This window comes from Pseudomonas sp. GR 6-02 (assembly GCF_001655615.1).
In the GTDB taxonomy this organism is placed as follows: Bacteria; Pseudomonadota; Gammaproteobacteria; order Pseudomonadales; family Pseudomonadaceae; genus Aquipseudomonas.
In genome coordinates this window covers 1,993,102-2,006,881 of record NZ_CP011567.1, presented here as the reverse complement: position 1 = coordinate 2,006,881, position 13,780 = coordinate 1,993,102, and the positions used below count along the sequence as shown (strand labels likewise).

15 protein-coding genes and 1 pseudogene are annotated in these 13,780 nt (G+C 53.8%); 12 read left to right on the top strand and 4 right to left on the bottom strand.

Annotated features, from left to right (window positions below; all coding sequences use genetic code 11):
- Positions 1–140: 140 nt before the first annotated feature.
- From PGR6_RS08815 to PGR6_RS08770, 10 genes are all read left to right on the top strand, one after another.
- Positions 141–602 carry a MarR family winged helix-turn-helix transcriptional regulator gene (locus PGR6_RS08815; RefSeq protein WP_018928325.1) on the top strand — a complete coding sequence of 154 codons (462 nt, stop codon included), beginning with the start codon at positions 141–143 and terminating at the stop codon, positions 600–602.
- Between the two features lie 264 nt (positions 603–866).
- On the top strand, positions 867–1,643 hold the full coding sequence (locus PGR6_RS08810; protein WP_007940249.1) for an ABC transporter substrate-binding protein: 777 nt from the start codon (positions 867–869) through the stop codon (positions 1,641–1,643).
- Positions 1,644–1,734: 91 nt separating this feature from the next.
- Entirely contained in the window at positions 1,735–2,424 is a 690-nt protein-coding gene (locus PGR6_RS08805; RefSeq protein WP_064616840.1) for an ABC transporter permease, read from the top strand.
- A 14-nt stretch (positions 2,425–2,438) separates the two neighbouring features.
- Positions 2,439–3,137: an ABC transporter permease gene (locus PGR6_RS08800; RefSeq protein ID WP_064616839.1), complete on the top strand. Its 699-nt coding sequence runs from the start codon at positions 2,439–2,441 to the stop codon at positions 3,135–3,137.
- 9 nt (positions 3,138–3,146) lie between these two features.
- Positions 3,147–4,259, top strand: coding sequence for a succinylglutamate desuccinylase/aspartoacylase family protein (locus PGR6_RS08795; protein ID WP_064616837.1), 1,113 nt, complete (start codon positions 3,147–3,149; stop codon positions 4,257–4,259).
- 18 nt (positions 4,260–4,277) lie between these two features.
- Positions 4,278–5,042 carry an ABC transporter ATP-binding protein gene (locus PGR6_RS08790; RefSeq protein ID WP_018928329.1) on the top strand — a complete coding sequence of 255 codons (765 nt, stop codon included), beginning with the start codon at positions 4,278–4,280 and terminating at the stop codon, positions 5,040–5,042.
- 178 nt (positions 5,043–5,220) lie between these two features.
- Complete coding sequence (locus PGR6_RS08785; protein WP_007940239.1) at positions 5,221–6,129, top strand: MurR/RpiR family transcriptional regulator; 909 nt, start codon at positions 5,221–5,223, stop codon at positions 6,127–6,129.
- A gap of 69 nt (positions 6,130–6,198) precedes the next feature.
- Positions 6,199–6,405, top strand: a complete 207-nt coding sequence (locus tag PGR6_RS08780; protein ID WP_064616835.1) for a hypothetical protein — start codon at positions 6,199–6,201, stop codon at positions 6,403–6,405.
- A 487-nt stretch (positions 6,406–6,892) separates the two neighbouring features.
- A complete protein-coding gene (locus PGR6_RS08775) occupies positions 6,893–7,255 on the top strand; it encodes a DUF6124 family protein (protein WP_064616833.1) in 363 nt (120 codons plus the stop codon).
- Between the two features lie 159 nt (positions 7,256–7,414).
- The gene (locus PGR6_RS08770; RefSeq protein WP_064616831.1) at positions 7,415–7,930 is read left to right on the top strand and encodes a hypothetical protein; all 516 of its coding nucleotides are present in this window, start codon (positions 7,415–7,417) and stop codon (positions 7,928–7,930) included.
- Between the two features lie 439 nt (positions 7,931–8,369).
- On the opposite strand, the gene PGR6_RS08765 is transcribed toward PGR6_RS08770, so the two are convergent.
- The 3 genes and pseudogenes from PGR6_RS08765 to PGR6_RS29210 all read right to left on the bottom strand — a co-directional run.
- The gene (locus tag PGR6_RS08765; RefSeq protein WP_064616829.1) at positions 8,370–9,305 is read right to left on the bottom strand and encodes a hypothetical protein; all 936 of its coding nucleotides are present in this window, start codon (positions 9,303–9,305) and stop codon (positions 8,370–8,372) included.
- 233 nt (positions 9,306–9,538) lie between these two features.
- Positions 9,539–11,449, bottom strand: coding sequence for a hypothetical protein (locus PGR6_RS08760; protein ID WP_064616828.1), 1,911 nt, complete (start codon positions 11,447–11,449; stop codon positions 9,539–9,541).
- Between the two features lie 133 nt (positions 11,450–11,582).
- Positions 11,583–11,937: pseudogene (locus tag PGR6_RS29210) on the bottom strand (IS66 family transposase); the annotation flags it as partial.
- A gap of 68 nt (positions 11,938–12,005) precedes the next feature.
- Between PGR6_RS29210 and PGR6_RS08750 the strand changes: the two are divergent.
- Together PGR6_RS08750 and PGR6_RS08745 are read left to right on the top strand one after the other, a co-directional pair.
- Entirely contained in the window at positions 12,006–12,212 is a 207-nt protein-coding gene (locus tag PGR6_RS08750; RefSeq protein ID WP_064616824.1) for a hypothetical protein, read from the top strand.
- A gap of 126 nt (positions 12,213–12,338) precedes the next feature.
- On the top strand, positions 12,339–12,965 hold the full coding sequence (locus PGR6_RS08745; RefSeq protein WP_026331974.1) for a LysE family translocator: 627 nt from the start codon (positions 12,339–12,341) through the stop codon (positions 12,963–12,965).
- 163 nt (positions 12,966–13,128) lie between these two features.
- On the opposite strand, the gene PGR6_RS08740 is transcribed toward PGR6_RS08745, so the two are convergent.
- Positions 13,129–13,536 (bottom strand): DUF3224 domain-containing protein, encoded by a 408-nt coding sequence (locus PGR6_RS08740; RefSeq protein ID WP_018930269.1) that lies wholly within the window; start codon positions 13,534–13,536, stop codon positions 13,129–13,131.
- Positions 13,537–13,780: the final 244 nt, after the last annotated feature.

Below are 13,780 nucleotides of genomic sequence, written 5' to 3'. Positions count from 1 at the left end.
ATCACAAACCCATACGTGCGGCCGGTCAGACGTTGCTGTCAGACCGGCCACCGTCAACAAATCAGAGCTGTTCCGACACAATCGTATACGAGGTATATTTTGCCTTTGCGAGCCTTCTACTGTGGCCAACGAGGAAGCACATGAAACGCACTGACAAGACCGTCCCCGCTGATCTGAAGCTCTCCGACTTCCTGTGTTTTGCGGTCTATTCCACGAACCTGGCCTTCGGCAAGGCCTACAAGCCGATACTCGAGCACTTGGGGCTCACCTATACGCAATACATCACCATCGTTGCGCTATGGGAGGAAGACCACCAAACCGTGGGCAGCCTGGGCGAGAAGCTGTTTCTCGAATCGAACACGCTCACACCGATCCTGAAGAAACTGGAAGCGATGGGCTACCTGCAAAGGCAACGTGATCCCGAGGACGAGCGGCAGGTGCGGATCAGCCTAACGAAAAGCGGTCGACAGCTACGCGAAGACCGCCCCGAAACGGGCCTTTCCCACGCAACGGGTCTGGAACCGGACGAGTTCACACAGTTGCAGAACGCGATCGTGAAACTGCGCAACAACCTCATCAAATCGACGAAAGCCGAGGGATGAGCAAAACAAATACCTTGATACCGAAATGAAAAAACGGGCGCCCTGATCGGCGCCCGTTTTTTATTCAAAGGCTCGCTGGCAGGGCTGCGGTTACTGCCCATGAGTACTCCGCTTGTCGCCCCGTTTTGATATGTTTATTTTCACACAGTTGATTTGTGAAATATTTTATGTCATTTATAGCCTCGCAAATCATCAGGACAGTCCACCTCGCCAGACCGGACGGCAGCCCCGTATCACCAACGCCCCATCCAAGGAGTCAACAATATGAACAAGACAGAACTTCTAGGTGCTCTGGCACTGTGCGCCGCAAGCTTGCTGGCACACGCCGACGAGGACAGCCTGCGTATCGGCATCGAAGCCGCCTACCCGCCCTTCTCCTTCAAGACGCCGGAGGGCAATGTCAGTGGTTTCGATTACGACATCGGCAACGCGCTGTGCGCAGAGATGAAGGTCAAATGCGAGTGGGTCATCCAGGAATTCGACGGCATGATCCCGTCGCTCAAAGTGCGCAAGATCGACGCTGTGCTGTCGTCGATGTCGATCACTGAAGACCGGATGAAGTCGGTCGACTTCAGCAAAAAGTACTACCACACGCCGGGCAAGTTCGCGATGAAGACCGGCAGCGTGATCAACGACCCGCTGGTCGATCTCAAAGGCAAGAAAGTCGGCGTACAACGCGCCTCGACCTACGACCGTTTCGCCACTGAGCAACTGGCGCAAGCCGGCGTCGAGGTGGTCCGCTACGGCTCACAAAATGAAGCCTTCCTCGATCTGGCATCAGGTCGCCTGGACGCCACCCTCGCCGACATCGTCAACACCGATGAGAGCTTTATCAAAACCCCCATAGGTAAAGGTTTCGCTCTGGTTGGGCCGGACATCAACGACCCGAAATACTTCGGCAGAGGCGCCGGGATCGCGGTGCGTAAAGGCGACAGTGCGAACGTTGCACGCCTGAGCGCAGCGATTGACGCCATCCGCGCCAATGGCAAGTACCAGCAAGTGATGGCCAAGTACTTCGCCTTCGATATCTACGGCGAATAAGCCGTTACCCGAAACCCTGGCGCCGGCGTTTGCGGGTGCCACTTCTGGCTTGTCTCGCGCGCCTCCCGGCGCTCGCTTGAGGAACTTCATCATGCTTCACGGCTACGGATCGAGCATTCTCGATGGCGCCTGGCTGACCATTAATCTGGCCCTGACTTCCATGACCATGGCGATTGCCCTGGGTCTGATCGGCGCCGCCTTTCGTTTGTCACCGTTCAAATGGCTGGCGATGCTGGGCGAAGGCTATACCACCCTGATTCGCGGAATTCCCGACCTGGTGTTGATCCTGCTGATTTTCTACGGCGGCCAAGACCTGGTGAACCGCATTGCCCTCGCGCTCGGTTACACCCGCTACATCGACATCAACCCCTTTATCGCCGGCGTCTGCACCATGGGCTTCATTTTTGGTGCCTATCTCTCTGAAACCTTTCGTGGCGCTTTTATGGCGATCCCTAAAGGTCAGGCCGAAGCCGGTGTGGCTTATGGCATGAGCGGCGCTCAGGTGTTCTGGCGGATTCTGGTGCCGCAGATGATTCGTTTCGCCATTCCGGGGTTCACCAACAACTGGTTGGTGCTGACCAAATCCACCGCGCTGATCTCGGTGATCGGGTTGCAGGACATGATGTTCAAAGCCAAAAACGCAGCGGACGCCACCCATGAGCCGTTCACGTTTTTCCTCGCGGTGGCCGCGCTCTACTTGCTGCTGACCAGTGTGTCATTGCTGGTGCTGCGCTATCTGGAAAACCACTACTCGGTCGGCGTCAAAGCCGCCGAACTGTGACGGGGAGCACAGCCATGATTCTCGACTACAACCTGATCTGGGAAAACCTGCCGCTGTACCTCAATGGCGCCTTGTTGACCCTCAAAGTTCTGCTGATTTCCCTGGCCGTTGGCCTGGTGCTGGCGATTCCTTTAGCGCTGATGCGCGTCTCCCGATCGCCGCTGATCAACTTCCCGGCCTGGCTCTACACCTATGTGATTCGCGGCACCCCGATGCTGGTGCAATTGTTCCTGATCTATTACGGCTTGGCGCAGTTCGAAGCGGTACGCCAAAGCGCGCTCTGGCCTTACCTGTCCAGCGCAACCTTTTGTGCCTGCCTGGCCTTCGCGATCAATACCAGTGCCTATAGCGCGGAACTGCTGGCCGGCAGCTTGAAGGCCACGGCCCACGGCGAGATCGAAGCCGCCAAGGCCATGGGCATGTCGCGCTTTACCTTGTACCGCCGCGTGCTCCTGCCGTCGGCCTTGCGCCGGGCACTGCCGCAATACAGCAACGAAGTGCTGATGATGCTGCAGACCACCAGCCTGGCGTCGATCGTCACCCTGGTCGACATCACCGGAGCCGCTCGTACAGTCAGTTCGCGGTTCTATCTGCCATTCGAGGCGTTCATCACCGCCGGCCTTATCTACCTGGCCCTGACCTTCATCCTGGTTCGCCTGTTCAAGCTGGCCGAGCGCCGCTGGCTGGCGTATCTGGCACCGCGCAAGCATTAAGGAGCTGTTATGGAGCACATTGAATACCTGTTGCCGTGGGGGGCCTCGGGCACAGAACGACGGCTGTCGCTGTTTCGTTTTGGCAGCGGGCCACGCAAGGCCTACATCCAGGCCTCCCTGCATGCCGACGAGCTGCCGGGGATGCGCGTGGCGGTTGAACTTAAGCAGCGTCTGCGCGTGCTGGAAGAACAAGGTCGCCTGAATGGGGTCGTCGAGTTGGTGCCGATGGCCAACCCGATTGGCATCGCCCAGATGTTCCAGGCCACCCATCAAGGTCGTTTTGAGTTCTCCAGCGGGAAGAACTTCAATCGTGATTTTCCAGAGCTGACCGAAGCTGTGGCGGCGCTGGTGAAAGGTCAACTGGGCGCCCACGCCGGCGTCAACACCGGGCTGATCCGCCGCGCCATGGCCGATGTTCTCGCCGACATGCCACCGCCGACCTCGGAACTCGATGGCCTGCGCCGCCTGTTGCTTTCACATGCCTGTGACGCCGATGTGGTGCTGGACCTGCACTGCGATTTCGAGTCGATCATGCTGCTTTACGCCATGCCGCAACACTGGCCGCGCCTGCGCTCATTGGCCGCTCGACTGGGTGCCGGCGCCGCATTGCTGGCCGAGGATGCGGGCGGCAGTGCCTTTGATGAAGCCTGCGCGATTCCCTGGTTGCGTCTGGCCGAACTCTTTCCTGAAGCCGACATTCCGCTGGCGTGTGTGGCCACCACGATCGAATTGCGCGGCATGGCCGATACCGAACGCGAGCAATGCATCGAGAGCGCGCAAGCTATTCTCGGCTACCTCGCCGAGCAAGGCCTGATCAGCGGCGACTGGCCTGACGCGCCACCGAACCGTTGTGAAGCGACACCCTTCGCCGGTGCGCAGTACGCCTATGCGCCGCACCCCGGCGTCGTGAGTTATCTGCAACCGCTGGGGGCCCGGGTCAGGGTCGGCGACCCGCTGTTCGAAGTGATTGATCCGCTGACCGATCGCCACAGCATCGTGCGCGCCAGCACCGACGGCATCCTCTATGCCCGTGAACGTCTGCGCTTTGCCCAGCCCGGTTTGTGGCTGGCCAAAGTGGCCGGTACTCGCCCTATTCGCCAAGGCCGCTTGCTCAGCGACTGATTCCAGAGAGTTGAAACCATGTACAAACTTGAAATTCAGGATCTTCACAAAAGCTACGGCACCCACGAAGTACTCAAGGGCGTGTCCCTGGAGGCGAAGGCCGGTGACGTGATCAGCATCATCGGCTCCAGCGGCTCCGGCAAAAGCACCTTCCTGCGGTGCATCAACCTGCTGGAACAGCCCAACGCCGGCAACATCGTGCTCAATGGCGAACCGCTCAAGCTGGTGACCAACAAACTCGGCGGGCTCAAGGCTGCCGAGCCCAAACAGCTACAACGCATGCGTTCGCGACTGTCGATGGTGTTTCAGCATTTCAACCTCTGGTCGCACATGAGCGCCCTTGAAAACGTCATGGAGGCCCCGGTACATGTGCTGGGCATGAACAAGAAACAAGCACGGGAAAAGGCCGAGCATTACCTGAACAAAGTCGGCGTGGCGCACCGCATGGACGCCTGGCCGGCGCATATGTCGGGTGGTGAGCAGCAGCGGGTAGCGATTGCCCGGGCGCTGGCCATGGAGCCGGAAGTGATGCTGTTCGATGAACCGACCTCAGCCCTCGACCCCGAGCTGGTCGGCGAGGTGCTGAAAGTCATGCAGGACCTCGCACTCGAAGGCCGCACCATGGTGGTCGTGACCCACGAAATGGGCTTTGCCCGCGAGGTCTCGAACCAGCTGGTGTTCCTGCACAAGGGCCTGGTCGAAGAGCGCGGCAATCCGCGTGAAGTGCTGGTCAATCCACAGTCCGAGCGGCTTCGGCAGTTTCTGGCCGGCAGCTTGAAATAATCATACACTCCAGCCAACTTATGCCCCCGCGCAAAACCCCGTAGGAGCGAGGCTTGCCCGCGAAGCGAACACCGCGGTTTTTCAGGCATTGCGCGTTATCGTTCTTCGCGGGCAAGCCTCGCTCCTACAGGTTATGCGCCTGCCCCATCTCCAACCCTCAGGAACTGTAGAGCCGGACATGCCGACCCCTTCGAAAGACACCACGGTCTATGCCGCGCCGGTGATGCGTAAACTGGCGGAAATCGTTTCCGATCTACAGCCTTCACTGCGCAAGGTGGCGGATTTTATCCTGCGTCACCCGCTAAGGGCCGCGACGCTGACCATCGAAGAAATGGCCCATGAAACCTCCACCTCACCGGCCGCGGTCAATCGTCTGGCCAAGGCACTGAACCTGGGTGGCTACACCGGCATGAAGGCCGAGCTGGTCGCGACGTTGCAGCAGATGGTGTCGCCGGTCGACAAACTGCGCAACGAACTGGCGCATCGTCCTGGCGGTGCATTTGGCCTGCATGAGCAAATCCAGAGCGCCACCAGCAACCTCGCCACGGCAGCCACCAACAACCACGCCGACACCTTTGAAGCGTTCGTCACCCGCCTGATCGAAGCGCGCAAAATTTACATCCTGGGCTTTGGCAACAGCGTCTACTTCGCCGGCCTCGCCGCCTCGACCCTGATGCCCTTCTGTGCCGACGCCACCGCCATCAGCATGGAGGGCGGCAACGAAAATGCCGCTTACCGCCTGGCTGCCATCACCGATCAGGATGTGTTGCTGGCGATCTCCCTGCCGCGCTATTCCCTCGACACCCTGCAACTCGCCCGCTTCGCCAATGAGCGCGGCGCCTCGGTGCTGGCGATCACCGACTCACCCGCATCGCCGCTCACCAGCATTGCCGAACACGTGCTGTTTGCCCCCGCCGACCATCCGGTAATGACCAGCTCCAACATCGCCGTACTCGCCTTGATCGAAGGATTGGTGGCGGGTGTGATGGCGCGCAATAAAGAAGCGGTCAAGTTGGCGACCGAGCTGACTGAAAGCGTGATGTCTTATTTGCATATTCCTGCCAGCAGCAAATCGTCGAAGAAGTGATATCTGGCTAGGGGTAGTTGTCCCTGGTGGCCGATACTCTTGGGCTAGCAACTGAAAGCAGGTTACTCAATGCTGAAGAAACAGCCGGAAAGCAAAGTAGCGACTGCTGCTGAAATTGAGCGCTCCATCCAGGCCCTGAACAAAATGGCAGAACGCCTTTGGGGTGATGGCCGGGAAGCTGAGGCGAAAGCCCTGCTTGATGCCTTGGACGCGTTAAACCGGGCACTTGATCGGATCAGGATTGGAGAGAGTCGAAGGATTTCAACTCTCCATTAAGATGAATGAGTCAATCGGCGGTTGAGGTGAAGGCTGGGCGAATAACCCAGGTTGGATCGACGCTAACGAACAGCAAGCAAGTCGCCGAGCCCAGAGACGGTCGGATCCGAAAAAGACTCACCTTACCCATAGATGTTTAGCTGCGCGTTTAAGTACACCCGGTGTTACTTCATCGAGGCTACAACGTCTTGCGTCGTTGCCTACGCCTGCGCCAGAATCCGCCGGCTTGTGCGCTTTGAGGCCCATCGGTAACTTGATTCGTGTCACTGCCCATCAGTGATCGGGTTTAGTAGCCTGTGGCAATATTGGTTGCACGTGCATCCGTCAGACAGGTATTTCCATATCTGAATTTTGATGGTGGCTGTACGTAGGGCGCCCTCGGGCGCGCCGGCTTTGCTGATATTCCCCGGTCTACTAACCTGCGTACAGCTGCCACCCTTTTCGTTTAGTAGCAAAAAGGTTGGCACTCAACTTAGGAATACAGCATATGTTCAAACTTACACCCAACCCGCCGGTCACAGACCCGACATCCCCCTACGAATCCCTCGATTCAAAAAAGCTCCACGCCGCCGCCGAACGCGCCCTCGACCATTACCTCAACCCGGCCGCCCAGATCATGGCCACGGCCAACGAACCCGAGCCCATGTACCTCGCCAACCCGAAGTACAACACCGAATCCCTGCTGGCCAACGCCAGCGAAACACTCGGCTCGGCCACCCTCATGCTCACCAATTTCGCAGCATTGCTGGAAACCTCACATCGCAAGACCCTGCTGGGCATTGCGCAAGTGGTCATGCTCGGTGAACTGGCGGTGAACCAGGCACTGGATCACGTCGAATTGAAGGAGTAATCGTCGTGCCCTGTGGCGAGGGTGCATACCATCGCCACGGGGAATAGTCTCAAAGTCAGCGTCACCCCGATCCGTATCCAGATACTCTGCAACCGTAGAGTTACATGTCGGGTCGGACCTACCTATGCAAGCAGCGGGTTAGCAATGTATTTTTGGCCAATGACCCTACATCGCAGTCTCATTTACGCCTCGATACTCCTATGCGCCGCTTGCGCAAAAACGGCAAATATCCCGCCAACCGACCTGACACTATCGTCTTTTGGGCTTGGACCAAATAATCTTTACACAATCATTTTCACGTCAAATATCGATTTATTGAACGCCTTCAACACCTACGAAAACGCCAACCAGTTAACGCCGATGTTGACCTGTTCTCTAGACAATGACTTGGACTTCTCGGTGGATCATTCCATCAATGTAAAAGCAGAGGGGAGAGTGACCTCAGAGAGCCAAAACAAAACCAACCATGCCTTTCTAGCAGATCTTGTTTTTTATCATACCAATCGGGATGGAACCCAACTTGATCTAAATAGCTATGACGTAATCAAGCCGCTAATTGCAGCCCAAGCATCAATTCCTTGCAAGGTCCGCATAACGGCGTATGGCTACAAAGCATATTACACCAACACTTTACTCATCCCTTCTGCACTCATGATGGATCAGATGAGTCAATAAGCTCACTCCCGTTACGCTGCGCAAGTATTGACATCTGACAGTGCAAAACCTGGTCCTGAATCCGGACCACCTCTTTCCTACCAAGTGATGGGAGGTCCGCAGTCGCTCCAAGTCAATCGCGCACCATCTCCGTAAATATGCAAAATTAATCTGCGAACGACCCTATTGACTTGTCAGACAGGCATTCAAAGGGTACTTAGTAGAAAGAAATACGATAAGTGCAACCCGCAGCCGGCGACGGATAGACCTGCAGAGGTGCGTGGCTGCCTCGCATTGGTACGGGACAGTGCAGAATTTAATCCATCAATAGGGAGACTCACGAGATTCAGTCAAGGCCTCTACCACTGCGATATACTGGAAAACCATAGTCGACCGATCCGGAAGTGGATGGAGGCCGACTTGGCTACAAATACTATAACCCCACACAAGAGCACTACGATCAAATACCACCAGCCATATATTTTTTTGCTATTGCAATCAAATCGCTTGATGACTCCCATTTGGCACGCAATTTATCTACGTTTCCCGATGTAGTGGTAGTAGCTATCAAAAACTCTGCATAGTCGTCAGCCAAAAAGCTTTCAACGTGTTCTTTATGTAAAGAAAAATCGAGCACCCTAAGTGCTTCGATGGCCTCATCTACACCTGAAAACAACAACCCTTGCATCTTAGGAGCAACTTTCAAAATTGCGAATAAAACACCAGCAGCTAGCAACTTATATCGAATATTTGCGCTATGGTAGTTGCTAGCACCACCTTTAGTTTTACAATGCAAAAAAAAAGCCAGCATGACGGCAGAGTAGCCAGAATCTTTACAAAATGGAAACAGCGGACCAGCGTTTTTAGTCAAACTTAATAGACGATCAATCTCGCCTCCTTCTTGACTATTGAAATAAAAAAGGAAGCACATCATACCGGCTGAAAAATCTGCATCAGTCTCAGCAGCCAAACTGGTCTCATCTGTAGTTAGTCCCTCACAAGAAGATACTTTATTGTGACCTTTCAAATTATGTGACAATTCATGCGAAATAGCATACATCAGAGCAATCGAAGTGCGTCGACATCTCTGACCTGTTAGATCAAAGCTTGGCGCACCAAAATAAGTCGAGAGAAACTCATAATACTCAATAACCAATTGCACCGGAAATCTAACGGTGTGTGCAAAGGTAGAACTTGACATTGGAGAAACATCCAGCCCCCTTGAAAATATCAACTCTACGCGAGACTCTCCTTTGAGACTATCGTTAAATCGATCAACCATAAACTCAATCAAATTTAACTGCCTCTCAAGCTTACCCTGCAACTCTTCCCTAATTTCATACCCTATACCAGCATCATTGAAGTGAGCATCATAGTCGAATTTTTTGCACTTCATAAAACCTCACAAAATCTTTATATAAACACCTAGCCATTGCACCATACACATCCTGAATTAACAGCAACAACGACCAACCTAAAAAAGCCGCGTCAACCTTATTAACATACAAGCCACTTATGCATCTCTCCTACATGCGCCCACGCGGTAGCCTTAGACAGAAAAAGACGGTTTTACTTGAAAACTCCTCCACGAGACGCCCCCATCTTATTAAACTACAAATGCAGGCTCGATTAATTTGCATTAGGATCTAGCTTCATGGGGTCGTAATGAGCCATAAGTTCGGACCACTCGTTACTGGTGAAATCAACAACTTTTCGCGCCATTGAGACTCCATTTAGCCCCAGCAAACTGGCCACCTTATGTTGAAGTTCTACCTTCAGTAAACTCGTAACATAAGCTATATCTACGTCGATCAAATCCAAGCCCGCCAGCATGCCGTTAGTGATCACGAGCACCGATATAGGAGCAGTATCACAATTAAATACATCAATAGCGTCGCGACCTCCGTCTTCGACTGTGCTTGAGACCAACCCCACATTCACGGAGGGTTCGCCCTGTACTCTTGGATCATGTAATATCTCAATCAGCTTATCACGCAGAAAAAACGCGCTGGAAACCTTGTTAGCGATCACAATTAATCTACAGCGCTTTTTAGCGAAATCCTTTATATCAGAAGAAATGCTGCATACAATCGACTCGCAACGAGAGCTTTCAGAAATCTCCTCGATTGCTAACAACTGCGTCGCCTCCACCTCCCTTCTGATTACCGTCACCGGCCGAGTTTCTAGAGCTATTGGAGCAACCAACCCAAACTCTACTGCCTGACCCAGATCGAAACTAGCCAGCAGGTCACCGAAGTTCGTGTCGACAACATGTTTCCGCCGAGCCGGAGCACTTGTAAAGTTAATAAAAGTTGCGTTTGGCACTGACTTCTTTAGATCAAACTGAACATTATTCAAATCCACGCCAAGTAACAAACAATGCCCATCAAACGCAGGATGATGAATTCTAAGTTGCGCCAGCGTCGTGAAAACCACACCAGGATCACTTGTAGAGAGTACTTGGAGTAGAGTAGATGAGCTTCTCGGGAGCACCGCCCGCAATACCAAGTGGTCGGGGCAGTGTTCAATAAAACGTTGTTTAAGTTGCGCCAAAAACACTCTATTCAAACCAACCACAATAAATGGAATTCGCTCTAACCCTGAAATTTGTCGAGCACGAACCAAAAAGGAAATAATAGAAAGACTAATGCCAGTACCCATCATTTGATGAATGACACCTACGCGTCGATTTACATATGGAGGTATTGACTTAGTTGTAGCCGCAATCGCTTTTTGGACAAGTTCCAACTGATAGGCACGCAAGCTGGAATCAATCTGAGCAGAGTATGCCTTGAGCTGAGATGATAGGGTATTCAGCTCGAGGTTCGATGAAGCCAACTCTTCGCCGTCAACGATAGAGTTTCTGATTGATTCGGCCTTTTCGGCAGCAGGGATTAGCCCCTCTGGAAGGGCTATGGGATAGAGATTAGCTAACGCCTGAATTATATTGATCAACGAATGGGATTGGACTGAATCGCTGGCGATCCCCTCCCCCCCCAGTAATTTTTTCATTTCAATGAATGTCTGCAGAAATAGCGTCGTCGAGGACAGCCCCGCTTCCTCAACCGGAAGAGATGTTTGTACTTTAACACCCGATGAAGCTAGGTGGTCGCCGGGCTGGCTACCGAACAACACCGAAAATACCCAATGCGAGGCCTCCCGAATGCCTTCGACAATCTCCTGAGTCGGTGTAAAACCGTTGCCATTGTGGTAAAGCTCATTTCGAATAGAGTGGTAGTAAACTAGCTCGTCGCGCTCTACGAGCATCTCTTGCTTGAGCTGCGAGATGACATAGTGCTCCAAAAACTCAAGTTTAGAATGGAAGTTGTGCAGCCATTTCCCAGCTTGTGCTTTTTCACATTGCCAGCCGTTTCGCTGGAGGGGATTGAGAGATAGAAAGGTGATAATTGAGAACTCGATGGCATTGTCGAAGCTTACCAATACCATTCGTCTATCAAAGTCACTGCTCCCCTTTAGGTGTTCTTCGGCATGGCGGATGAGCTCCAAAGGCCCACGCGCCCAAGGCTTCAGCTTTTTCATCATGCTCCTTAAACTAGCTTTTTTCCCAATAGCGAACACTATCAGATCTTTTCGTGAGGGATCTAAAGAAAGCGCGTACAACTAGATGATCCGACGACAGAGAGTAAGCGTCCGGGCATCCCGTCTTGCGTAACTAAGCCGGTTGCCAACGATGCGGCAACAACTCCCCGATTTCACTCGCCCGCTGCGTCGGCAGGCGAGTGAGAACGTCCTTCAAATATGCATACACATCATGCCCGTTGAGCTTGGCCGACTGGATCAGGCTTATCAGCGCCTCCGCCCGTTTTCCACTGCGCAGCGATCCGGCAAACAACCAGTTTTTTGCGTCCAAGAGCTCATGGTCGTATCTGATTTTCGATGTGATTGTTGTATGGGAACTGTGCTGTCGCTCAGATAACGGCTCAACGCAACCCAGTGCTTGAGGCTGTAATCCAAGGCTTTGGTAATCCCAAACCTTCATGCACAAGCTCGCGCTGGGCGATTAAAAAGGGTCGCTAGGTAAAATCTCGCGACCCTTTTAAATTAATTCGTGTCTTCCCTGCAGAAGGGTTACTCAATGCTGAAGAAACAACCGGAAAGCAAAGTAGCGACAGCTGCTGAAATTGAGCGCTCCATCCAGGCCCTGAACAAAATGGCAGAACGCCTTTGGGGTGATGGCCGGGAAGCTGAGGCGAAGGCTCTCCTTGATGCCTTGGACGCTCTAAACCGGGCGCTTGACCGGATCAGGATTGGAGAAAGTCGAAGGATTGCGACTCTGCATTAAGACGCACGAGTCAATCGGCGGTTGAAGTTACTCTCCAATGCAGTGGCTTTGACTTTGCAGCCTGGTACGGGCACATTCTGGCGCTACGTGAGGATGGATGCCTCGGTGAGGCTTAAGGAGAATGCCGTGTTTCCGATCAATATCTGGCTTGCCTATACTGCCGCGTGCTTGCTATTGGTGCTCGCACCAGGCCCGGACAATCTGCTGGCCGTAGGCCGAGGACTCAGCCAGGGCAAGATCGCCGCTATCGTGTCGGGGATGGCATCCGGGGCGGGAATTCTCTTTCATGTGGCAACCGCTTCGCTAGGACTGACTTTGCTGATGCAGACGTCCGCAGTTGCCTTCTGGGTCGTCAAGCTTATCGGTGCCGGTTATTTGCTTTGGCTTGGCATAAAAGTCCTACGCTCCCGTAGCCTGATCAGCTTCCAGCCAGCGACTCGGCAATCACTGCCGAGCATTTTCCTCACGGGATTACTCTCGGCAGCACTCAATCCGAAGCCTGGGTTTTTCGTCCTTGCGTTCATCCCGCAGTTCGTCGACCCACAACGCGGCTCAGTGAGCGTGCAGATGCTGGTGTACGGCATATGGTTCGCCGCACTTACGGCAGTGGGATTCGCACTTATGGGCGTATTTGCCACTGTACTGTCCCGATTTTTGCGTCAGAGCCCACGGCTGGTAAATGGCCTGAACGTAGGGGCAGGACTCACCTTCGTCGCTTCGGGAGTATCGATAGCGGCGCTCAGCCAAAAATAGGATCAATGTCTTGGCGCTGCGGGGCTGGAATTCCAGCCTCGCAGGGTTTCTGTGATTATGAGGCTGACGACTTTAAGGCTGATCTTTCGTAAGCAATGGGATGGACACCCCCCACCCATAATCGCATCGCTGTGCCAGAGTGGATGCGTCCAGCCAATACACTTTAGCTGTCAGGTTCAAACGAATATTCAAATGACACTTGTGCCGGCTCACCATGACCAGCAACGTAGTTACCATTACCGCTAAGATTGACTAGATCCCCCGTGCCTGCCCCCTTCACGACACTCCAAGTGCTGCGTGCCTTTCCCTCCGAAAATGATCCCGAATGCCGAACAACAAATGTTCCGCTCTTACCTGCTACCACACCACAAATCCGCTCAAAACCAACAAAGCTAGCTGTGCCGTCGACGCTATAAGACATGAGGTATTCGACGCTACTTGTTCCCTCGATGGCGCCAGAATAGGACTGCGTGACTTTGGCGTGTGAGAGTTTCGGAGTGCCCTCAAGTTCTTGAGACGGCTTCTCGTCCCAGCCAGTAATCTGAAACGTGCAGCTAACAGTCATTTTCATGGGGATTTAGCTCTTTCGTCGTAGTAAGGGAATGTGGTGGTCTGATGTGCCGGGAACACCGTTCTGCCTAATGATACCCGTTGCCACCTATGCGGCGGCAGTTGCTGAATATTACCAGCCTGGTGCGTAGGCAGGCCGTAGCTCTGTATATCCGCTCGCCTTACCCTGGATGTTTAGCTGCGTGTTTAAGTACACCCGGTGTTACTTCATCGAGGCTACAACGCCTTGCGTCGTTGCCTACGCC

Excerpts from the sequence above, each read along its gene's own strand:
- PGR6_RS08815 (WP_018928325.1), top strand. The coding sequence starts at position 141 with ATGAAACGCACTGACAAGACCGTCCCCGCTGATCTGAAGCTCTCCGAC.
- PGR6_RS08760 (WP_064616828.1), bottom strand. The coding sequence starts at position 11,449 with ATGAAAAAGCTGAAGCCTTGGGCGCGTGGGCCTTTGGAGCTCATCCGC.
- PGR6_RS08780 (WP_064616835.1), top strand. The coding sequence starts at position 6,199 with ATGCTGAAGAAACAGCCGGAAAGCAAAGTAGCGACTGCTGCTGAAATT.
- PGR6_RS08795 (WP_064616837.1), top strand. The coding sequence starts at position 3,147 with ATGGAGCACATTGAATACCTGTTGCCGTGGGGGGCCTCGGGCACAGAA.
- PGR6_RS08765 (WP_064616829.1), bottom strand. The coding sequence starts at position 9,305 with ATGAAGTGCAAAAAATTCGACTATGATGCTCACTTCAATGATGCTGGT.
- PGR6_RS08785 (WP_007940239.1), top strand. The coding sequence starts at position 5,221 with ATGCCGACCCCTTCGAAAGACACCACGGTCTATGCCGCGCCGGTGATG.
- PGR6_RS08750 (WP_064616824.1), top strand. The coding sequence starts at position 12,006 with ATGCTGAAGAAACAACCGGAAAGCAAAGTAGCGACAGCTGCTGAAATT.
- PGR6_RS08740 (WP_018930269.1), bottom strand. The coding sequence starts at position 13,536 with ATGAAAATGACTGTTAGCTGCACGTTTCAGATTACTGGCTGGGACGAG.
- PGR6_RS08770 (WP_064616831.1), top strand. The coding sequence starts at position 7,415 with ATGACCCTACATCGCAGTCTCATTTACGCCTCGATACTCCTATGCGCC.
- PGR6_RS08810 (WP_007940249.1), top strand. The coding sequence starts at position 867 with ATGAACAAGACAGAACTTCTAGGTGCTCTGGCACTGTGCGCCGCAAGC.
- PGR6_RS08775 (WP_064616833.1), top strand. The coding sequence starts at position 6,893 with ATGTTCAAACTTACACCCAACCCGCCGGTCACAGACCCGACATCCCCC.
- PGR6_RS08790 (WP_018928329.1), top strand. The coding sequence starts at position 4,278 with ATGTACAAACTTGAAATTCAGGATCTTCACAAAAGCTACGGCACCCAC.
- PGR6_RS08800 (WP_064616839.1), top strand. The coding sequence starts at position 2,439 with ATGATTCTCGACTACAACCTGATCTGGGAAAACCTGCCGCTGTACCTC.
- PGR6_RS08805 (WP_064616840.1), top strand. The coding sequence starts at position 1,735 with ATGCTTCACGGCTACGGATCGAGCATTCTCGATGGCGCCTGGCTGACC.